The following is a 20,496-nucleotide window of genomic DNA, read 5'->3' as shown; positions in this document are numbered from 1 at the left end:
GCCTATATACCCTTTAAAAACAGCTTCTTGCATTTTTATTGCGAGTCGACCCGTTGGTCTTGCGTTAAATATCCTCGCTTTCAAGGTGCCAAATACTTGACAGCCATCGTGGTGCTGGTGCCACACTGAGCCTGCCGGGTCGAGCTCACCTGCTCGTCCCCACCAACAATAATCAGCGCACCGCGCACAACAGACAGGTTCTCGTATGACGATCCCGCCTCGGCCGGAGCATCCGGCGTCCTGGTATCGCGCCTCCATCGCCGTCGAACTCGGCGACTGCCCGCCGCTCGAGGGCGAGCAACGCGCGGATGTCTGCGTGATCGGCGGCGGCATCACCGGCTGCTCGGCGGCCCTGCACCTGGCCGAGCGGGGCTACTCGGTGGTGCTGCTCGAGGCCGGCGAGATCGGTCACGGCGCCTCGGGGCGCAGCGGCGGCCAGATCCTGCCGGGCCTCGGCACCGACATCGCTACCGTCGAGAAGGCGCTGGGCCGGGCCCGTGCCCGGGAGATCTGGGAGATGAGCCGCGAGGCGGTGCGCCTCACGGCCTCCCTGATCGAGCGACACGACATTCCCTGCGAGCTCGCCTGGGGCTACCTGCACGCCGCGGTGAAGCCACGTCACGTGCGCGAGCTCGAGGCCTTCGGCGAGCGCATGGCCCGCGACTACGACTACTCGGCCCTCACCCTGCTCGAGGGCAACGCCCTGCGGCAGCACGTGGTGAGCGACGCCTACCCGGCGGCGCTCTTCGATGCCGAGGGCGGCCACCTCCATCCCCTCAACTACACCCTGGGCCTGGCCCGGGCGGCGCGCCGTGCCGGCGTGTCCATCCACGAGCACAGCGCCGTCGTCGAGCTTCGCCGCGGCGAGCCGGCCACGGTGATCACCGCCCAGGGGCGGGTGGTCGCCGACAGCGTGGTGCTCGGCACCAACGCCTACCAGGCGGGCCTGGTGCCGGAGCTCTCCGGGCGCATCATGCGCGCCGCCAACTACATGATCGCCACCGCGCCGCTCAGCGAGGCCCAGGCGGCCCAGGTGCTGCCGAAGAACGACGCCCTGTCGGACGCCAACTTCGTGCTCGACTACTACCGGCTCTCCGCCGATCGCCGCCTGATCTTCGGTGGCGAGGTCAGCTACGACGGCCGCGAGCCACGCAACCTCGAGGCGCGCATGGACGACAAGATCGCGCGTATCTTCCCGGTGCTCGAGGGCGTGCCCATCGAGTATCGCTGGGGCGGCGACGTGGCGATCACCCTGGACCGGGCGCCGGACTTCGGCCGGCTGGGCCGCAACGTCTACTACGCCCAGGGCTACTCCGGCCACGGCATGGCGCTGGCGGGGCTCGCCGGCCAGCTGCTGGCCGATGCCATCGCCGGGCAGCGCGAGCGCTTCGACGTCTTCGCGGCCATGCCCCATCGCCGCTTTCCCGGTGGCCGCCTGCTGCGCAAGCCGCTGCTGGTGCTGGCCACCCACTACTATCAACTGCGGGACCGGCTGTAACCGGGCCAACGAGAACCGAGAGGGCACCCCATGAACGAGACCATCACGGCGGACGCCGTCGCCGCCTCCCATCCCCGCCCGTCAGGGGCGACGGCCGAGGGCGAGGCGGCGCGCCAGGCGTCGGCCATCGAGATGCAGGGCCTGCACAAGCGCTTCGGGCGCACCACCGTGGCGCTGGACGGCGTCGACCTGACCATCGAGGCCGGCGAGTTCTTCACCCTGCTCGGCCCCTCGGGCTGCGGCAAGACCACCCTGCTGCGCATCCTTGCCGGCCTCGAGGAGGCCGACGACGGCCGCCTGGCGATCGGCGGCCGGGACATCACTGAGGTGCCGCCTCACCGGCGCAGCGTCAATACCGTCTTCCAGTCCTACGCGCTCTTCCCGCACCTCTCGGTGCGCGAGAACCTGGCCTTCGGGCTGAAGATGCGCGGCATGGCCGCCGCGGCGCGCAATGCCAAGGTCGACGAGATCGCCGACTTCATCAAGCTCGGCGATCTCGTCGACCGGCGGGTGGACCAGCTCTCCGGCGGTCAGCGCCAGCGCATCGCCCTGGCCCGCGCCCTGGTCTGCGAGCCCGACGTGCTGCTGCTCGACGAGCCGCTCTCGGCGCTCGACGCGGGGCTCAGGAGCCAGCTGCAGGTGGAGCTGTTGCGCGTCCAGAAGCGCCTCGGCATGACCTTCGTCTTCGTCACCCACGACCAGCAGGAGGCGATGGTGATGTCGGATCGCATCGCCGTGCTCAACGGCGGCGTGATCCAGCAGGTCGGGCCGCCCCGGGAGGTCTACGAGCGCCCGGTCAACGCCTTCGTGGCGCGCTTCATGGGCCACGACAACCTCTACCCGGTCACCGCCCGGCAGGGCGGCCGGCTCACCACCGCGCTCGGCGAACTCGCCGCCGAGGAGGCGGGGGAGGGCGATCTCCTGCTGATCCGCCCCGAGACCCTCGACCTGCTGCCCGGCGAGGTGGCGGGCGACAACCACCTGCCCGCCGTGGTCGCCGAGCGGCTCTACCGCGGCAGCCACGCCGAGTATCGGCTGGAGATCGGCGACACCACCCTGCAGGCGACCCTCAACAACCGCGGCCGGCATCTGCCCGAGGTGGGCGACCGGGTCACCGTCACGGTGGCGCCGGACGACCTGGTCACCCTGAGCGAATGAGGAGACGAGCATGGCCTATACCGGTGTAATGCCGTCCGCCCGCAGCCGCGCCATGGTGCGCGAGGCGCGCCACCTGCTGTTTACCGTGGCCCCCGGGGCGGTCTGGATCGTGATCTTCCTGGTGCTGCCCGGCGCCTACCTGATGGGCGTGGCCTTCATGACCAACGGCCCCTACGGCCTGCCGCAGATGCCGCTGTCGCTGGAGTCGTTCGAGCGCCTGGCGGGCTTCGGCTTTTTGGGCTGGAGCCCGGGCAACCTCTATACCCTGCTGCGCTCGCTGTGGCAGACCGCCGTCTCCACGGGCCTGGTGGTGCTGGTGGCCTATCCGATCGCCTACTACATCACCACCTGCCGCGAGAAGTGGCGGCCGATCATGCTGCTGCTGGTGGTGGTGCCGAGCTGGACCAACCAGGTGATCCGCACCTTCGGCTGGATGAACCTGCTGGCCCCCGGCACGCCGCTCTCCGGCCTCGCCGAGAGCCTGGGCCTGATCGCCCCCAACATGGGGCTCTACCCCTCGAGCTTCGCGGTCACCCTGGGCCTGGTCTACAACTTCCTGCCCTTCATGGTGCTGCCGCTCTACGCCGCCTTCGAGAAGCTCGATACCGCCCAGGTGGAGGCCGCCCAGGACCTCTTCGCCTCGCCGGTGCGCGCCTTCTGGCATGCGGTCTTCCCCCAGACCCTGCCGGGACTTCTGGCCGGCATCGTGCTGGTGGCGATCCCCGCCTTCGGCATGTACGTGATCCCCGAGCTGCTGGGCGGGGGCAAGGGCATGATGCTCGGTAACCTGGTGGCCACGCAGTTCGCCGGCGGCGCCAACTGGCCGCTCGGCGCGGCCGGCGCGATCCTGATGCTGATCGCCACCTTCATCGGGCTGTTCGCCATGCGTCGCATCGGCAAGCGCCTGGGTGGCGGCGAGGAGGTAGTGATATGAGAAAGCGGACCCTGCATCGCGGCCTGACCGCCTTCTGGTGGGCCACCCTGGCGTTTCTCTACCTGCCGCTGGCGGTGGTGGTGCTGTTCTCCTTCAACGCCGCCAACAGTGCGGCCAGCTTCACCGGCGTCTCGCTGCGCTGGTACCACCAGCTGATGGGCAACGAGGAGATCCTCTCGGCCTTCGCCAACAGCCTGGTGCTGGCGATCAGCTCCTCGGTGATCGCGCTCGGGATCGGCTGTCTGATCGGCTACGGCATGTACCGCCATCGCCACCGCAAGCTCGGCTGGCTGATCGTGCTGATCTACCTGCCCATCGTGCTGCCGGACATCGTCTTCGGCATCTCGGAGATGGCCTTCTTCGTGCAGATCCATCGCCTGACCGGGCTGCTGCAGCCGGGACTGGGCACCATGATCATCGCGCACGTGACCTTCCAGATCCCGTTCGTCGCGCTGATCGTATATTCGCGCTTCGTGGGGCTCGACCCGACGCTCTTCGAGGCCGCCAAGGACCTCTATGCCTCGCCGGTGAAGCGGGTCGTCCACTTCATGCTGCCGACCATCAAGCCTGCGTTGATCTCGGCGTTCTTCCTCTCCTTTACGCTGTCGGTGGATGACTTCGTGATCAGCTTCTTCACCGCCGGCCCCGAGAGCGCGACCCTGCCGATCTACATCTGGGGCGCCATCAAGAAGGGGGTATCCCCCGAGATCAACGCCATCGCCACGCTGATGATCGGTGCGGTGGCCATCGCTGCCATCATGAGCCTACTGTTCAGCCGTCGCCGGCCCGCCTGAGCCGGCACACCTTCCCGCGGGAAACGAGGAGAGTCGACATGACCAACAACAAGAAGATCCTGGCGCTGACCCTGGGCGGCCTGCTGCTCGCCGGCAGCGCCCAGGCCCAGGAGAACAAGCTCTACCTGTTCAACTGGACCGAGTACATGGACCCCGAGATCATCGAGGCCTTCGAGGCGCGCTACGATGTCGAGGTGGTGCAGAACTACTTCAACTCGCTGCCCGAGATGTTCGCCAAGCTCAACGCCGGCGGGGTCTCCCAGTACGACATCATCGTGCCCTCCAACTACTACGTGCCGCGGTTGATCCAGACCGGCCTGGTGCAGAAGCTCGACAAGTCGAAGCTTGAGAATCTCGACAACGTCATGGAGCAGTTCCAGGACCCGGCCTTCGACCCCGGCGCCGAGTACACGGCCCCCTACCAGTGGGGCACCACCGGGATCGTCTACAACACCGAGACCTTCCCCGAGGCGCCCAAGAGCTGGTCGCTGATGTTCGACCCCGAGGTGAATCCCGACCACCCCTTCGCGCTGATGGGCGACGGCCAGGTCAGCATGGGCGGCGCCTGCGCCTACCTGGGCCATGGCTACGACTGCACCGACATGAACGCCTGGAAGGAGGCCGCCCGGCTGCTCATCGAGACCAAGGGCCGCGAGACCTTCAGCGGCTTCACCGACGGCACCCCCGCGCTGCAGCAGCTGGCCCGCGGCGTGACCCACGTGGGGCTCTCCTACAACGGCGACTACCTGTTCTTCAAGGAGGAGGACCCCGACTCCTTCGCCACCCTCGACTTCATGATTCCCGACGAGGGCGCCGAGATGTGGGTCGACTCGATGCTGATCCCCTCTGAGGCGCCCAATCCGGACATGGCGCACAAGTTCATCGACTTCATCCTCGAGGCCGAGATCGGCGCCCAGCTCTCCAACTACAACTACTACGCCAGCCCCAATGCCGCCGCCACGCCCTACCTCGACGAGGTGCTGACCAAGCCCCCCGTCCAGCCGAGCGAGGCCGACATGGAGCGACTGCGCTTCACCCCGAGCCTCGAGGGTGAGGCCCTGCAGACCTTCCAGCAGCTGTGGTCCGAGGTCCAGTCGCGCTGAGCGAAGGGCCCCCGGCAACGGGCCGGGGGCTCGCCATCCCGAGCAAGGAAGATCCCATGAGTAACCGACAGGAGCAGCCGCTCCTCAACGACTGGTTCCAGAACCACGGCATCACCGAGGTCGAGTGCCTGGTCTCCGACCTGACGGGCATCCTGAAGGGCAAGATCATGCCCGCCGCCAAGTACCTCAAGGGCGGCCGCCCACGGCTGCCCGACTCGATCTTCATCCAGACGGTCACCGGCGGCTATCCCGACGACGAGGACATCCGCTTCTGGAACCCCGCCGAGCGCGATATGGAGCTGGTGCCCGACCCGAGTGCCATCTACCCGGTGCCCTGGGCCGAGGACCCCACCGCGCAGATCATCCACGACTGCTTCTACCTGACCGGCGAGCCGGTGGAGCTGGCGCCGCGCTACGTGCTCAAGCGCGTGCTGGACCTCTACGCCGCCCGCGGCTGGACGCCGGTGGTGGCCCCGGAGGTCGAGTTCTACCTGGTCAAGACCAACACCGACTCCGACTATCCCCTGGAGCCGCCGATCGGCCGCACCGGACGCCAGGAGAGCAGCCGCCAGTCGTTCTCCATCGACGCGGTCAACGAGTTCGATCCGCTCTTCGAGGAGATGTACGACTACTGCGACGCCATGAACCTGGACCTGGATACCCTGATCCACGAGGAGGGCGCCGGCCAGATGGAGGTCAACTTCCAGCACGGCGATCCGCTCGCCCTGGCCGACCAGGTGGTGATGTTCAAGCGCACCCTGCGCGAGACGGCGCTGCGTCACGGCATGTACGCTACCTTCATGGCCAAGCCCATGGCGGGAGAGCCCGGAAGCTCCATGCATATCCACCAGAGCCTGCTCGACAGCAAGGAGGGGCACAACGTCTTCGCCGACGAGGAGGGCCAGCCCAGCCGCCTCTTCCACGCCTTCATCGGCGGGCAGCAGCGCTACCTGCCCTCGGTGATGCCGCTGCTGGCGCCCAACGTCAACTCCTACCGCCGGCTGATGCGCACCGAGACCAGTGGCTCGGCGCCGATCAACGTCGAGTGGGGCATGGACAACCGCACCGTGGGGCTGCGCGTGCCGGTCTCCTCCCCCGAGGCGACCCGGGTGGAGAACCGCCTGGCCGGGGCCGACGCCAATCCCTACCTGGTGATGGCGGCCTCGCTGGCCTGCGGTTACCTCGGCATGCTGGGCCGGCTCGAGCCGCGCCCGCCGATGGTCGGCTCCGCCTGGTCCGGCGGCAACAAGCTGCCCGACGACATCGGCCCGGCGCTGGACCTGCTCCACGACTGCAAGCCGCTGGCCGACATCCTCGGCGAGCGCTTCGTCAACAGCTACCTGGCGGTCAAGCGCGCCGAGCACCGCGCCTACTTCCAGGTCATCAGCTCCTGGGAGCGCGAGCACCTGCTGCTGCGCGTCTAGGCAAGGGCGGCCCGGCCGGGGCCGAGAGGGCGCGCCGCCCGGCGCGCCGGGAAGATCATCAGGGAGAGTGACGATGCCGATACCCAGATACGCCGTGGCGCTTGCCGGCCTGGGCCTGCTGACAGTGAGTGCCGCCGCGGCGGCCGACGAGGGCAAGCTCAGGCTGTTCAACTGGTCCAGCTACATGGACCCCGCGATCATCGAGGCCTTCGAGGCGGAGACGGGGCTCGAGGTGGTGCAGAACTACTACAATGCCAACGCCGAGCTCTTCGCCAAGCTGACCGCGGGAGGCGACGCCCAGTACGACCTGATCGTGCCCTCCGACTACTTCGTCCCGCGCCTGATCGAGGCCGGCCTGATCCAGCCGCTGACCCCACCCGGCGAGACCCTGGCCGGCCACGACCATATCCTCGAGGAGTTTCGCGCGCCGAGCTTCGATCCCGGCGGCGACTACACCGTGCCCTACCTGTGGGGCGCGACCGGCATCGTCTACGACACCGAGACCTGGCCGGACCCCGACCCCAGCTGGGGCCTGCTCTATGACCCGACGGTCAACGCCGACTACCCCTTCGCGCTGCTCCAAGGCGATGCCCAGTTCACCTTCGGCACCGCCTGCGCCTTCCAGGGCGCCGGGTTCGACTGCGTGGGCCAGGCGCCCTGGGTGGAGGCGGCGAGGCTGGTCATCGAGACCCGCGAGCGTGACAACTTCGTGGGCTTCGTCGGCGCCACGGCGGCCATCGAGCAGGTCGCCAGCGGCGTGATCCGGGCCGGCATCGCCTACAACGGCGACCTTGCCGCCAAGCGCGCCGAGGACCCCGCGACCTACGGCTCGCTGGGCTTCTTCATCCCCGAGGAGGGCTCCCAGCGCTGGGTCGACGTGCTGGCGATCCCCGCCCGTGCGCCCAACCCCGAGGCCGCCCGGGCCTTCATCGAGTACCTGCTGCGCCCCGAGGTGGCCGCGCAGCTCGCCAACTACAACTTCTACACCACGCCCAACGCGGCCGCGCTGCCGATGGTGGACGCGGCGTTGCGCCAGCCGCCGGTGATGCCCGACGAGGCCGACCGGGCGCGCCTGCGCTTCACGCCCTCGGTGAGCGGCGAGGAGCTGCAGCTGCTCCAGGAGCTGTGGAGCGAGGCGCGCAGTCGCTGAGGCCCGCGGGGCCGTTGCCGAGCACGCCGGGGGCTTCCCCCGGCGTTTTTGTGTGTTGATTATTTGATACCATGGTAGTTGCCTTTCCGGTGAAAGCCCTCGTATCATGGGGAAAATGGTTGAATAAAATATCCACTCTGGAGGCTTTCATGAGCGACTCACCCGCTACCGAGCACGTGGCATCCTGGTACGCCGCCTCGGCCAACCCCGCCCCGGCGCGCCCGTCCCTCGAGGGCGAGATCGCGTGCGACGTGTGCGTGGTGGGCGCCGGCTTCACCGGCATCTCCGCGGCCCTGCACCTCGCCGAGCAGGGCCACCGGGTGGTGGTGCTGGAGGCGGCGAGAGTCGGCTTCGGCGCCTCCGGGCGCAACGGCGGCCAGATCGTCAACAGCTACAGCCGCGACATGGACGTGATCGAGGCGAAGTACGGCGACGAGACCGCCCGGGCGCTGGGCGACATGGCCTTCGAGGGCAATCGCATCATTCGCGAGCGCATCGCCCGCTACGGCATCGACTGCGACCTGCGCGACGGCAACCTCTTCGCCGCCTGCAACCAGAAGCAGTTCAAGGGGCTTCGCGATCACAAGGCGCTCTGGGAGCGCTACGGCCACCGTGAGCTCGAGCTGCTGGAGGGGGAGGCGGTCAAGCGCGAGGTGACCTCCGATCGCTACGTGGGCGCGCTGGTCGACCACTCCGGCGGCCACCTGCATCCGCTCAACCTGGTGCTGGGCCAGGCCGCCGCGGTGGAGTCCCTGGGCGGCGTGATCTACGAGCACACCCCGGTGACGGCCGTCGAGCACGGCCAGCCGGTGCGTCTCTCCACGCCTCAAGGATGCGTGCGGGCCGAGCGGGTGGTGATGGCCGGCAACGCCTACCACCAGGGCATCATGCCGGCGCTGGAGGGCAAGTCGATGCCCTGCGGCACCCAGATCATCACCACCGAGCCGCTGGGCGAGGACCGGGCCCGGGCACTGCTGCCCAACAACCTGGCGGTGGAGGACTGCAACTACCTGCTCGACTACTTCCGGCTGACCGCCGATAACCGCCTGATCTACGGCGGCGGCGTCAACTACGGCGGCCAGGACCCGGCCGACATCGAGGCGGTGATCCGGCCCAAGATGGAGAAGACCTTCCCGGGCCTCGCGGACGTGCGGGTCGACTACGCCTGGAGCGGCACCTTCCTGATGACGCTCAACCGGCTGCCGCAGTTCGGGGTGCTCAACGACAACGTCTACTACGCCCAGGGCTACTCCGGCCACGGCGTGACCTGCACCCACCTGGCCGGGCGCCTGATCGCCGAGGCGATGACCGGTCGCGAGGCGCGCTTCGACGCCTTCGCCGGCCTGCCGCACCTGCCGTTCCCCGGCGGGCGGATGCTGCGGGTGCCGCTCTCTGCCGTCGGCGCCTGGTACTACCAGGTGCGCGACCGCCTGGGGGTCTGAGGCGGGGCCCGCCCGAGCGCCTCGCTCGACGTGAGGCGCTCAGCTGAACTTGCGGAAGAAGTGGGTCATGTCGAACAGTTCATCCAGGCGCTCGTAGCGCTCCCGCGCCTCGGGCCAGCGCTGCTCCTGAACGGCGGCGATCATGGTCTCCAGCAGCATCATGATCGAGACGTTGGAGTCCCAGCCCGAGGGAATCTCGACCCAGCAGTGGAAGGTGAAGTCGGCCAGCGACGAGATCGGCGAGCCCCACTGGTCGGTGAACAGCACGATGGCCACGCCGCGCTGCTTCACCATCTCCGCCAGGCGCAGCAGGTTGGTCTCGTAGCGCCGTATGTCGAAGATCAGCAGGGTGTCCCCCGGCTGCATGTCGAGCACGTAGTGCGGCCAGGTGCCCGAGGAGGAGGTCAGCTGGGTGACCCCGGGGCGCACCGCCTGAAAGTGTGTGAAGGCATAGTCGCCCAGCGCCTGGGTGATGCGTCCGCCGACGATGTAGAGGCGCCGCTCGGCCTCGGCCAGCTGGCGGGCCGCCCCATCGAAGCGCGCCGTCTCGATGTGCGAGAAGGTCAGCTGCAGGTTGGTGGTGACCGCCTGGGTGAAGCGGTTCAGCAGGTGGGTCTCCGGCGCCTCGGCGGACCAGTTGTCGCGCCGCTGGGTGGGCCCGACACCCTTCGCTTCCAGCTCGCCCAGCAGCGCCTTGTGAAACTCCGGATAGCCCTTGAACCCCAGCTTCTTGACCATGCGGGCCACGGTGGGGGAGGAGACCCCGGCGTTGCTCGCCACGATGGTGATCGAGGCCAGCCCCGCCGCGGGATAGTTGTCGAGCAGGGCGTCGGCGAACTTGCGCTCCGACGGCGTCAGGTCCGGGTAGTGCTGGCGGATCAGGGCGCGCACGGTGGCGCCGGAGTCGAGGGTCGTCACGGCGTTTTCCTTCCCGGTATGCCCCGCGTGGTCGCCGTTCCCAGGCGCCGCGGCGCGTGGCGAAGCAGCGTTGACACGGGCTCTGAAGAAATATTGACACACTGACTTTCACGCGTCTATATCTTTACAGGAGCGTGGAGGAGCCCAGATGTCAAGCGCAAGCGATGCGTCGTCCCCAAGCGTCGAGATCCGTCACCGGCACGGTCACGGCCCCGTGGTCATCCTGTGCGAGCACGCCTCGCACCACATTCCCGCCCGCTATCGGGGGCTCGGCCTCGACCCGGCGCACCGGCGCAGCCACGCCGCCTGGGACCCCGGTGCCCGGGGGGTGGCCCTGTCGCTTTCCGAGCGGCTCGATGCCCCCCTGATCGCGAGTCGCATCTCGCGGCTGGTCTACGACTGCAACCGGCCCCCCGAAGCGGAAAGCGCCATGCCGGCGCGGGTCGAGGTGATCGACGTGCCGGGCAATCGCGGCCTCGACGCGGCGCAGCGCGAAGCCCGGGTCGAGGCGGTCTACCGCCCGTTCTGCGCGGCCGTGACGGAGGTGCTGGCCGAGCGCCGGGCGCGCGCCCTCCCAAGCGTGCTGATCACCATCCACAGCTTCACGCCGAGCTTTCACGGAGAGCGCCGCGAGGTCGAGATCGGCATCCTCCACGATGCCGATCGGCGCCTGGCCGATGCGATGCTGGCCGAGGCCCACCGTCTGCCCCGGCGGTGCATTCGTCGCAACGATCCCTACGGGCCCGAGGACGGCGTCACCCACTCCCTCAAGCTGCACGGCATCGGCCAGGGCCTGGCCAACGTGATGATCGAGGTGCGCAACGACCTGCTGGCCACCGCCGAGGCGCAGCGGGCTCTCGCCGGGGAGCTCTATCGGCTGATCGCGCCGGCGCTGGCGAGCCTCGGCACCGAGTTCCGCCTCGGGGAGGATGTGTCCGATGCCTAAGCTCATCCTCGGCTACATCACTGCCATCGACGCCATGAACCGCGCCATCGGCCGCATGGCGATGTACCTGATCTTCGTGCTGATCGGCGTGCTGCTCTGGTCCTCGGCCTCCAAGGCGTTCCTGACCCCCTCGATGTGGACCCTGGAGACCGCGCAGTTCGTCATGGTGGCCTACTTCGTGCTGGGCGGGCCCTACTCGATCCAGCTGGGCTCCAACGTGCGCATGGACCTCTTCTACGGCGACTGGAGCCCGCGGACCAAGGCCTGGGTCGACGCCATCACGGTCTGCTTCTTGATCTTCTACCTCGGCGTGCTGCTCTACGGCGGGCTGGTGTCCACGGCCTATTCCCTCGGCTACTTCGGGGATGAACCCTTCCGATTCTTCCTCGACCTCGTCGGCACCTTCTTCACCCAGGGGCCGTCGGCGGCGGGGGAGGCGCTGGGCTTCCTGGAGCGCAGCCCGACGGCCTGGCGGCCCTGGCTGTGGCCGATCAAGACCATCCTCTGCCTCGGGGTCTTCCTGATGATCCTTCAAGCCCTCGCCGAGTTCTTCCGGGATATCGGCCGCCTGCGCGGGGTGATCGACTGATGCCTTACGAGATGATCGCCATCGTGATGTTCGGCTCGATGATGCTGATGCTGTTCACCGGTCAGCGCGTGTTCGGCGCGATCGGCTTCGTCGGCGCCCTGGCGGGGGTGCTGCTGTGGGGCACCGGCGGGGTCGACATCCCCTTCTCCTCGGCGATGAAGCTGATGAAGTGGTACCCGCTGCTGACCCTGCCGATGTTCATCTTCATGGGCTACGTGCTCTCGGAGAGCCGCATCGCTGACGACCTCTACCGGATGTTCCACGTCTGGATGGGGCCGGTGCGAGGGGGCTTGGCCATCGGCACGATCGGGCTGATGGTGCTGATCTCGGCGATGAACGGGCTGTCGGTGGCCGGCATGGCGATCGGCGCCACCATCGCCCTGCCCGAGCTGCTGCGTCGCGGCTACGACAAGATCATGGTCACCGGCGTCATCCAGGCGGGGTCGAGCCTCGGGATCCTGGTGCCGCCCTCGGTGGTGCTGGTGCTCTACGCCATGATCGCCCGCCAGCCGGTGGGGCAGCTGTGGCTGGCCGGCGTGCTGCCGGGGCTGATGATGGCGACGCTCTTCATCATCTACATCTACGTGCGCTGTCGCCTGCAGCCCTCCCTGGGGCCCGTGCTGCCCGTCGAGGAGCGCGACGTCTCCTGGGCCGAGAAGCTGCGCCTGCTGCGGGCGGGGCTGCTGCCGCTGATGATCTTCGCGGTGATGATGGTCCCCTTCGTCAAGGGCTGGACCTCGCTGGTCGAGAGCTCGGCCGTCGGCGCGACCACCGCGCTGCTGGCCGCCACCCTCAAGGGGCGCATGACGCGCCGGGTGTTCGAGGTCTCGGTGCGCCAGACCCTGGCCATCTCCTGCATGTTCATGTGGATCATCCTGGCGGCGCTCGCCTTCGGCGCCATCTTCGACGGCCTGGGCGCGGTCAAGGCGATCGAGGACCTGTTCACCGAGCGCCTGGGGCTCTCGCCCTGGATGATCCTGATCCTGATGCAGCTCAGCTTCATCGTCATGGGCACCTTCCTCGACGACACCGCCATGCTGGTGATCGTGGCGCCGCTCTACGTGCCGCTGGTCGAGGCGCTGGGCTTCGACCTGATCTGGTACGGCGTGCTCTACACCATCACCACCCAGATCGCCTACATGACGCCGCCGTTCGGTTACAACCTCTTCCTGATGCGCGCCATGGCGCCGCCCCAGATTGGGCTGCGCGACATCTACCGGTCGATCCTGCCCTTCGTGCTGGTGATGACCCTCGCCCTGAGCCTGGTGATGCTCTTTCCGCAGATCGCGCTCTGGCTTCCGGGCTACATTTATGGGCACTGATATGGGGAAGGGGGCCGGGCCGTCGACGGCCGCCGACACCGACGCCAGCCACAACAACGAGAGCCTCGCCAGGGGCCGCCACCACGCACCATCCGGTATCACCACCAGGAGAGCGACACAATGACAACAAGACGCAAGTTTCTGATCAACGCCGCGGCCGGTGCCGCCATCGCGCCGCTGGCCTCCCGGGTCATGGCCCAGTCGTCGTCCGAGCCCACCATCAAGTGGCGCATGCAGACCTACGCCGGCGCGGCCCTGGCCGAACACGTCGCCAAGCCGGCCATCGACCTGTTCAACCGCATCGCCGGGGACCGCATGCAGATCGAGCTCTACTATGCCGATCAGCTGGTGCCCACCGGCGAGCTCTTCCGGGCGATGCAGCGCGGCACCATCGATGCCGTTCAGTCCGACGACGACTCCATGGCCTCGCCCACCGAGGTCACCGTCTTCGGCGGCTACTTCCCCTTCGGCTCGCGCTACAGCCTCGACGTGCCGGTGCTCTTTCACCAGTACGGGCTCAAGGAGATCTGGGAGGAGGAGTACGCCAGGGTCGGGGTCAAGCACGTCAGCGCCGGGGCCTGGGATCCCTGCCACTTCGTCACCAAGGAGCCGATCCGAAGCCTCCAGGACCTGGAGGGCAAGCGCATCTTCACCTTCCCCACCGCGGGGCGCTTCCTGTCGCAGTTCGGCGTGGTGCCGGTGACCCTGCCCTGGGAGGACATCGAGGTGGCCGTGCAGACCGGCGAGCTCGACGGCATCGCCTGGTCGGGCATCACCGAGGACTACACGGTGGGCTGGGCCGACGTCACCAACTACTTCCTCACCAACAACATCTCGGGCGCCTGGATCGGCCACTTCTTCGTCAACATGGAGCGCTGGAACGAGCTCCCGGAGGATCTCAAACTGCTCTTCGAGGTGTGCTGCGAGCAGTCCCACTACTACCGCCAGCACTGGTACTGGGGCGGCGAGGCGCGGCTGCGCGTGCACGGCGAGAAGCTCGAGCTGACCACCATCCCCGATGCCGAGTGGGACCGGGTGGAGGAGGCCGCCCAGGTGTTCTGGGACGAGATCGCCGCCCAGTCCGAGACCAAGGCGCGGGTGGTCGAGATCTTCAAGCAGTACAACGCCGACATGCGCAAGGCCGGCCGCCCCTACCGCTACGGCGAGGCCTGAGTCGCCCCGTGCCCCGGCACCCGCCGGGGCACGGCGCCGGAGTAGGGGCCCCATGCCCCGTCATTGCGACCGAGTGAGGAAGCCGAGATATGACCAACGCGCTGACGAGGGAGGCCCTCGCGGCTCTCGAGGCCCTGAGGGCTCAGGTGGACAGCGGTGAAGTGGACACGGTGCTGGTGTGCATCGTCGACATGCAGGGACGGCTGATGGGCAAGCGGCTCCACGCCCGTCACTTCGTGGAGCATGGCTGGGAGGAGACGCACTGCTGCAACTACCTGCTGGCCACCGACCTCGAGATGGAAACGCCCGACGGCTACGCCAGCACCTCCTGGCGGGCGGGCTACGGCGACTACATCATGAAGCCGGACCTGGCCACGCTGCGGCCCGTGCCCTGGCTCGAGGGCACGGTCATGACGCTCTGCGACGTGTTGGACCATCACACCCATGAGCCGGTGGCCCATGCGCCGCGGGCCATCTTGAAGCGCCAGCTGGTGCGCCTCGAGCGACTGGGCTTCGAGGCGATCATGGCCACCGAGCTGGAGTTCTTCCTGTTCGAGAAGCCCCTCGACGAGCTCCGCAAGGAGGGGTTTCGCGACCTGCAGCCGATCAGCGGCTACAACGAGGACTACCACCTCTTCCAGACCACCAAGGAGGAGCACGTGCTGCGCCCGCTGCGCAATCACCTGCATGCGGCGGGGATCCCCGTGGAGGGCACCAAGGGGGAGGCGGGGTCGGGGCAGGAGGAGCTCAACATCCGCTACGCCGGGGCGCTGGACACCGCGGACTACCACACCATCGCCAAGCACGCGACCAAGGAGATCGCCTGGCAGCAGGGGCGGGCGGTGACCTTCATGCCGAAGTGGCACCACGACCACTCCGGCAGCTCCACCCACATCCATCAGTCGCTGTGGCAGCAGGGCGTCCCCGCCTTCTTCGACGACAGCGAGGCGCGGGGCATGTCGCCGCTGATGCAGCACTACCTGGCCGGGCTTCTGAAGTACGCGCCCGACTTCACCTACTTCCTCGCCCCCTACGTCAACAGCTACAAGCGCTTCCAGAAGGGCTCCTTCGCGCCCACGCGAACGGTCTGGTCGGTGGACAACCGCACCGCGGGCTTTCGCCTCTGCGCCGAGGGTACCCAGGCGGTGCGCATCGAGTGCCGCATCGGCGGCTCGGACCTGAACCCCTACCTGGCCATCGCCGGGCAGCTGGCCGCCGGCATCAAGGGCATCGAGGAGCGGCTGGTGCTGCCGCCGCCCGCCGAGGGCGATACCTACGAGGGGGAGTCGGGGCTGATCCCGCAGAGCCTGCGCGATGCCCGGGAGGCCCTCGCCGGGTCGACCATGCTGCGCGAGGCCATGGGCGACGCGGTGATCGACCACTACGCCCGGGCCGCCGAGGTGGAGCTCGAGGACTTCGCCCGCGTGGTCACCGACTACGAGGTGGCGCGCGGCTTCGAGCGCTCATGACGCCGGCGGCGAGCGGGCACCAACAGGAGAGGACCATGGGTCATACGCTGAGATGTATCTCGCCGATCGACGGGTCGGTGTTTGCCGAGCGCGACGCGCTCTCGACCGAGGCCGCCCGAGAGGCCGCCGACCGGGCCCGCGCGGCGCAGCATGACTGGGCCGACCGGCCCCTCGCGGAGCGCATCGAGCTGGTGCGCGCCGGCATCGCCGCGCTCGGGGCGATGAACGACGAGGTGGTGCCGGAGCTGGCGCGGATGATGGGCCGCCCGGTGCGCTACGGCGGCGAGTTCGGCGGTGTCGAGGAGCGCGGCGGCCACATGGCGGCCATCGCCGAGGAGGCGCTGGCCGATATCGCGGTGGGCGAGGACGCCACCGTCAAGCGCTACATCAAGCGCGTGCCCCACGGCGTGGTGCTGGTGGTGGCGCCCTGGAACTACCCCTACATGACGGCCATCAACTGCGTGGCCCCGGCGCTGATCGCCGGCAACAGCGTGCTGCTCAAGCACGCCACCCAGACCCTGCTGGTCGGCGAGCGCATGGCGCGGGCCTTCCACTCCGTCGGCGTGCCCGAGGCGGTGTTCCAGAACGTCTTCCTCGACCACGACACCACCTCCGCCCTGATCGCCGAGCGCGCCTTCGACTTCGTCAACTTCACCGGCTCGGTGGGCGGCGGGCGCGCCATGGAACGGGCGGCGGCCGGCACCTTCACCGGCCTCGGCCTGGAGCTCGGCGGCAAGGACCCGGGCTACGTCATGGAGGATGCCGACCTCGAGGCCGCCGTCGCGACCCTGGTCGACGCCGCGATGTTCAACTCCGGGCAGTGCTGCTGCGGGATCGAGCGCATCTACGTCCACGAGTCCCTCTACGACGCCTTCGTCGAGTGGGCCGTGGCGGTGGTCGAGGCCTACACCCTGGGCGACCCGCTGGACCCCGGCACGGACATCGGGCCGATGGCCAACGTCCGCTTCGCCCGGGAGGTGCGCGCCCAGATCGACGAGGCCCTGGCCGACGGGGCGAGGGCCCATATCGCCCGCAAGCCCGCCGACGACGGGGGCGCCTACCTGACCCCGCAGATCCTCACCGAGGTGACCCACGACATGCGCGTGATGCGCGACGAGAGCTTCGGTCCGGTGGTCGGCATCATGCGGGTGAGCGGCGACGAGGAGGCGATCCGGCTGATGAACGACAGCCCCTTCGGCCTGACGGCGAGCCTCTGGACCGCCGATCTCGATCGCGCCCAGCGCGTCGGCGACCGGGTCGAGACCGGCACCGTCTTCATGAACCGCGCCGACTACCTCGACCCGGGCCTGTGCTGGACCGGCTGCAAGCAGACGGGGCGCGGCGGCAGCCTCTCGGTGATCGGCTACCACAACCTCACGCGGCCCAAGTCCTACTACCTGAAGAAAACGACAACAGATTGAAGACAACAACCAGCTGAAGAGGGTGACGACATGACGCTGACCGGCAACTGGACCTATCCCACCGCCATCCGCTTCGGCGCGGGGCGCCTCAGGGAGCTGCCCGACGCCTGCGCCGAGGCGGGCATGGCGCGGCCGCTGCTGGTGACCGACCGCGGGCTTGCCGACCTGCCGATCACCGCCGCCGCGCTGGACGTCCTCGAGGCCGCGGGCCTGGGCCGCGCGCTCTTCGCCGAGGTCGATCCCAACCCCAACGAGCGCAACCTGGCGGCGGGCGTTGCGGCCTTCCGGGCGGGCGGCCACGACGGAGTCATCGCCTTCGGCGGCGGCTCGGGGCTGGATCTCGGCAAGATGGTGGCCTTCATGTCGGGCCAGACGCGCCCGGTATGGGACTTCGAGGACATCGGCGACTGGTGGACCCGGGCCGATGCCGAGGCGATCGCTCCCATCGTCGCGGTGCCCACCACCGCAGGGACCGGCTCGGAGGTGGGGCGGGCCAGCGTCATCACCAACGCCGAGACCCACGAGAAGAAGATCATCTTCCACCCCAGGGTGCTGCCCCGGGTGGTGCTCTGCGACCCCGAGCTGACGGTGGGCATGCCCCGGGCGATCACCGCCGGCACCGGGCTCGACGCCTTCGCCCACTGCGTGGAGGCCTTCTCGAGCCCGCACTACCATCCGATGAGCCAGGGCATCGCCCTGGAGGGCATGCGGCTGGTCAAGGAGTACCTGCCCCGCGCCTACGCCGACGGCACCGACCTCGAGGCCCGGGCGCACATGATGAGCGCGGCGATGATGGGCTCCACCGCCTTCCAGAAGGGGCTCGGCGCCATCCATGCGATGAGCCACCCCATCGGCGCAGTCTTCAACGCCCATCACGGCACCACCAACGCGATCTGCATGCCCGCGGTGCTCGACTTCAACGCCGAGGCGATCCGCGAGCGCTTCGACAGCGCGGCCGCCTACCTCGGCATCGAGGGCGGTTTCGACGGTTTCCGGGCCTTCGTGCAGGAGCTCAACGACCGCATGGGCATCCCGCGCACCCTCTCCGAGCTCGGCGCTACCCCCGAGCGCATCGACGAGCTGGCCGAGATGGCCATCCGGGACCCGAGCTGCGGCGGCAACCCGGTGCCGCTGACCGTCGAGGACCTGCGGACGCTGTTCCAGCGCTGCCTGTGATCCACGGGAGGCGGGCGTCCGCCTCCCGCTGCTCGCCTTGTAACGCCCGCTCAGATCAGGCCCCGTGATGTCCACGCAGGCCCCGGAATGCCCGCTCAGAACAGCCCGGTGATCTCGCCGTGGTCGTCGATGTCGAGGTGCGCGGCGGCCGGGTCGCGGCCGAGCCCCGGCATGGTGCGGATGTCGCCGCACAGCGCGTAGACGAAGCCCGCCCCGGCGGAGAGGCGCACCTCGCGCACCGGCAGGGTCCAGCCGCTGGGGGCGCCGCGCAGGGTCGGGTCCGACGACAGCGAGAGGTGGGTCTTGGCGATGCACACCGGCAGGTGGCCCTGGCCCTGCTGCTGGTAGCGCTCGAGCTGACGCCGGGCCTCGGGACTGAAGGCGACGTCGGCGGCGCCGTAGAGGCGGGTGGCGATGCGCTCGATCTTGGCGTCCAGGGGCAGCTCGTCGGGGTAGAGCAGGTGGAAGTCGCTGCCCTGTTCGGCGGCCTCGGCCACGGCCTGGGCCAGCTCCAGCGCGCCGAGGCCGCCGTCGCGCACGTGGGTCGAGACCGCGGCCCGCACCCCGGCGGCCTCGGCGATGTCGCGGATCGCGGCGTGCTCGCTGGCATGGTCGGCGGGGAAGGCGTTGATCGCCACCACCGGGGTGACGCCGTGGGCGCGCAGGTTGTCGATCTGCTTGACCAGGTTGGCGCCGCCCGCGCGCACGTCCTCGGGGCTCTCCGCCAGCATCGCCGCGGGCAGCGGCCGGCCGGGCGCCACGGCGTAGCGCCCGGAGTGGAACTTCAGGGCGCGCACCGTCACCACCAGCACCGCCGCGTCCGGCGTCATCCCCGAGGCGCGGCACTTGATGTTGAAGAAGCGCTCCGCCCCCATGTCGGCCCCGAAGCCCGCCTCGGTGACCAGGTAGTCGCCGCCGTGCAGGCCGATGCGGTCGGCGACGATCGAGGAGTTGCCGTGGGCGATGTTGCCGAACGGGCCCGCATGGATCAGCGCCGGCGCGTGCTCGAGGGTCTGCAGCAGGTTGGGCTTGATCGCCTCCTTGAGCAGCACGGCCATGGCCCCCGCCGCGCCGATCTCCTCGGCGGTGACCGGCTCGCCGTCGTGGGTGGTGCCGATCCGGATGCGCCCCAGGCGGCGGCGCAGGTCGGCAAGCGAGGTCGCGAGGGCGAGGATCGCCATCACCTCGGAGGCCGCGGTGATCTCGAAGCCGCCCTGGCGGGGGAGGCCGTCGGCGGGCGGGCCGAGTCCCGTGACGACATGGCGCAGCGCGCGGTCGTTGATGTCCATCACCCGCGGCCAGGTGATCGTCTGCGGGTCCAGGTCGCGGCCCAGGCGATGGAAGAGGTGGTTGTCGATCATCGCCGCCAGCAGGTTGTGGGCGGCGGAGACCGCATGGATGTCGCCGGTCAGGTGCAGGTTGATGCGCTCCATGGGCAACACCTGGCTGTAGCCCCCGCCGGCGGCGCCGCCCTTGATCCCGAGCGTCGGCCCCAGGGAGGGCTGGCGCAGGGTGACGGTGGCGGCGTGGCCGAGCTGCTGGAGGCCCTGGACGAGGCCGATGGCGGTGGTGGTCTTGCCCTCGCCCAGCGGCGTGGGGGTGATCGCCGAGACCACCACGTAGCGCGCCCGGGGGCGCTGGGCCAGGGCGTCGGCGGCGGCGAGGTCCAGCTTGGCGATGCCCCGCCCGTAGGGCTCCACCGCCTCGCCGGGCACGCCGAGGCGGTGGGCGATCTCCTCGATGGGCCAGAGCCGCGCCTCGCGGGCGATCGTGAGGTTGTCGGGCATCCGGGCCTGCGCCCGGTCGAGGTCGTGCGGTTGGCTCGTCATCGCCACGTCTCCTGGATCATCCGCCGGGACGTCGAGGGCGTCCAACGTCCATAATCTCAGTATTCGTGTCCGCCTGGCCAGGGACTTGCCCGTCGGCGCCGGCGGGCTTGGTCGCAGCGACATGTCGAGGCCGAACGGCGGGCCTCGTCG

At 69.1% G+C, this 20,496-nt stretch carries 17 protein-coding genes; 15 read left to right on the top strand and 2 right to left on the bottom strand.

What is annotated here, in order from left to right:
* Nucleotides 1–205 precede the first annotated feature (205 nt).
* The 8 genes from C9F13_RS15270 to C9F13_RS15235 all read left to right on the top strand — a co-directional run bounded on the left by C9F13_RS15270 (nucleotide 206) and on the right by C9F13_RS15235 (nucleotide 9,503).
* A complete protein-coding gene (locus tag C9F13_RS15270; protein WP_108447118.1) occupies nucleotides 206–1,498 on the top strand; it encodes an NAD(P)/FAD-dependent oxidoreductase in 1,293 nt (430 codons plus the stop codon).
* Between the two features lie 30 nt (nucleotides 1,499–1,528).
* Nucleotides 1,529–2,656 (top strand): ABC transporter ATP-binding protein, encoded by a 1,128-nt coding sequence (locus tag C9F13_RS15265; protein ID WP_108447117.1) that lies wholly within the window; start codon nucleotides 1,529–1,531, stop codon nucleotides 2,654–2,656.
* Nucleotides 2,657–2,666: 10 nt separating this feature from the next.
* A complete protein-coding gene (locus tag C9F13_RS15260) occupies nucleotides 2,667–3,590 on the top strand; it encodes an ABC transporter permease (protein ID WP_108447116.1) in 924 nt (307 codons plus the stop codon).
* Complete coding sequence (locus C9F13_RS15255; RefSeq protein ID WP_108447115.1) at nucleotides 3,587–4,384, top strand: ABC transporter permease; 798 nt, start codon at nucleotides 3,587–3,589, stop codon at nucleotides 4,382–4,384. Before C9F13_RS15260 ends, C9F13_RS15255 begins: the two co-directional genes overlap by 4 nt.
* Before the next feature lie 38 nt (nucleotides 4,385–4,422).
* Nucleotides 4,423–5,487, top strand: a complete 1,065-nt coding sequence (locus tag C9F13_RS15250) for an ABC transporter substrate-binding protein (protein WP_108447114.1) — start codon at nucleotides 4,423–4,425, stop codon at nucleotides 5,485–5,487.
* Between the two features lie 56 nt (nucleotides 5,488–5,543).
* On the top strand, nucleotides 5,544–6,911 hold the full coding sequence (locus tag C9F13_RS15245) for a glutamine synthetase family protein (protein WP_108447113.1): 1,368 nt from the start codon (nucleotides 5,544–5,546) through the stop codon (nucleotides 6,909–6,911).
* 73 nt (nucleotides 6,912–6,984) lie between these two features.
* Nucleotides 6,985–8,061, top strand: a complete 1,077-nt coding sequence (locus C9F13_RS15240) for an ABC transporter substrate-binding protein (protein WP_108447112.1) — start codon at nucleotides 6,985–6,987, stop codon at nucleotides 8,059–8,061.
* Between the two features lie 149 nt (nucleotides 8,062–8,210).
* Nucleotides 8,211–9,503, top strand: a complete 1,293-nt coding sequence (locus tag C9F13_RS15235) for an NAD(P)/FAD-dependent oxidoreductase (RefSeq protein ID WP_108447111.1) — start codon at nucleotides 8,211–8,213, stop codon at nucleotides 9,501–9,503.
* A 39-nt stretch (nucleotides 9,504–9,542) separates the two neighbouring features.
* Here C9F13_RS15235 and C9F13_RS15230 read toward each other — a convergent pair whose 3' ends face one another.
* Nucleotides 9,543–10,421 carry a MurR/RpiR family transcriptional regulator gene (locus C9F13_RS15230; protein ID WP_108447110.1) on the bottom strand — a complete coding sequence of 293 codons (879 nt, stop codon included), beginning with the start codon at nucleotides 10,419–10,421 and terminating at the stop codon, nucleotides 9,543–9,545.
* A 148-nt stretch (nucleotides 10,422–10,569) separates the two neighbouring features.
* Between C9F13_RS15230 and C9F13_RS15225 the strand changes: the two genes are divergently transcribed.
* The 7 genes from C9F13_RS15225 to C9F13_RS15195 all read left to right on the top strand — a co-directional run bounded on the left by C9F13_RS15225 (nucleotide 10,570) and on the right by C9F13_RS15195 (nucleotide 18,517).
* Complete coding sequence (locus tag C9F13_RS15225) at nucleotides 10,570–11,367, top strand: N-formylglutamate amidohydrolase (protein ID WP_108447109.1); 798 nt, start codon at nucleotides 10,570–10,572, stop codon at nucleotides 11,365–11,367.
* Entirely contained in the window at nucleotides 11,360–11,956 is a 597-nt protein-coding gene (locus C9F13_RS15220; protein WP_108447108.1) for a TRAP transporter small permease subunit, read from the top strand. The genes C9F13_RS15225 and C9F13_RS15220 overlap by 8 nt, the downstream gene beginning before the upstream one ends.
* Nucleotides 11,956–13,278, top strand: coding sequence for a TRAP transporter large permease (locus C9F13_RS15215; protein ID WP_108447107.1), 1,323 nt, complete (start codon nucleotides 11,956–11,958; stop codon nucleotides 13,276–13,278). The genes C9F13_RS15220 and C9F13_RS15215 overlap by 1 nt, the downstream gene beginning before the upstream one ends.
* A 120-nt stretch (nucleotides 13,279–13,398) precedes the next feature.
* Nucleotides 13,399–14,451: a TRAP transporter substrate-binding protein gene (locus tag C9F13_RS15210; protein ID WP_108447106.1), complete on the top strand. Its 1,053-nt coding sequence runs from the start codon at nucleotides 13,399–13,401 to the stop codon at nucleotides 14,449–14,451.
* A gap of 89 nt (nucleotides 14,452–14,540) precedes the next feature.
* Nucleotides 14,541–15,920 carry a glutamine synthetase family protein gene (locus tag C9F13_RS15205; protein WP_108447105.1) on the top strand — a complete coding sequence of 460 codons (1,380 nt, stop codon included), beginning with the start codon at nucleotides 14,541–14,543 and terminating at the stop codon, nucleotides 15,918–15,920.
* A 35-nt stretch (nucleotides 15,921–15,955) separates the two neighbouring features.
* The gene (locus C9F13_RS15200; RefSeq protein ID WP_108447104.1) at nucleotides 15,956–17,341 is read left to right on the top strand and encodes an aldehyde dehydrogenase family protein; all 1,386 of its coding nucleotides are present in this window, start codon (nucleotides 15,956–15,958) and stop codon (nucleotides 17,339–17,341) included.
* A gap of 30 nt (nucleotides 17,342–17,371) precedes the next feature.
* Nucleotides 17,372–18,517, top strand: coding sequence for an iron-containing alcohol dehydrogenase (locus C9F13_RS15195; RefSeq protein ID WP_108447103.1), 1,146 nt, complete (start codon nucleotides 17,372–17,374; stop codon nucleotides 18,515–18,517).
* Nucleotides 18,518–18,612: 95 nt separating this feature from the next.
* Here C9F13_RS15195 and C9F13_RS15190 read toward each other — a convergent pair whose 3' ends face one another.
* Nucleotides 18,613–20,346 carry a formate--tetrahydrofolate ligase gene (locus C9F13_RS15190; RefSeq protein ID WP_245888802.1) on the bottom strand — a complete coding sequence of 578 codons (1,734 nt, stop codon included), beginning with the start codon at nucleotides 20,344–20,346 and terminating at the stop codon, nucleotides 18,613–18,615.
* Nucleotides 20,347–20,496: the final 150 nt, after the last annotated feature.

The sequence above is a fragment of the Halomonas denitrificans genome (assembly GCF_003056305.1).
In the GTDB taxonomy this organism is placed as follows: Bacteria; Pseudomonadota; Gammaproteobacteria; order Pseudomonadales; family Halomonadaceae; genus Halomonas; species Halomonas denitrificans.
Note: the sequence above shows the minus strand (reverse complement) of the source record. Positions and strands in the feature narration are given on the sequence as shown.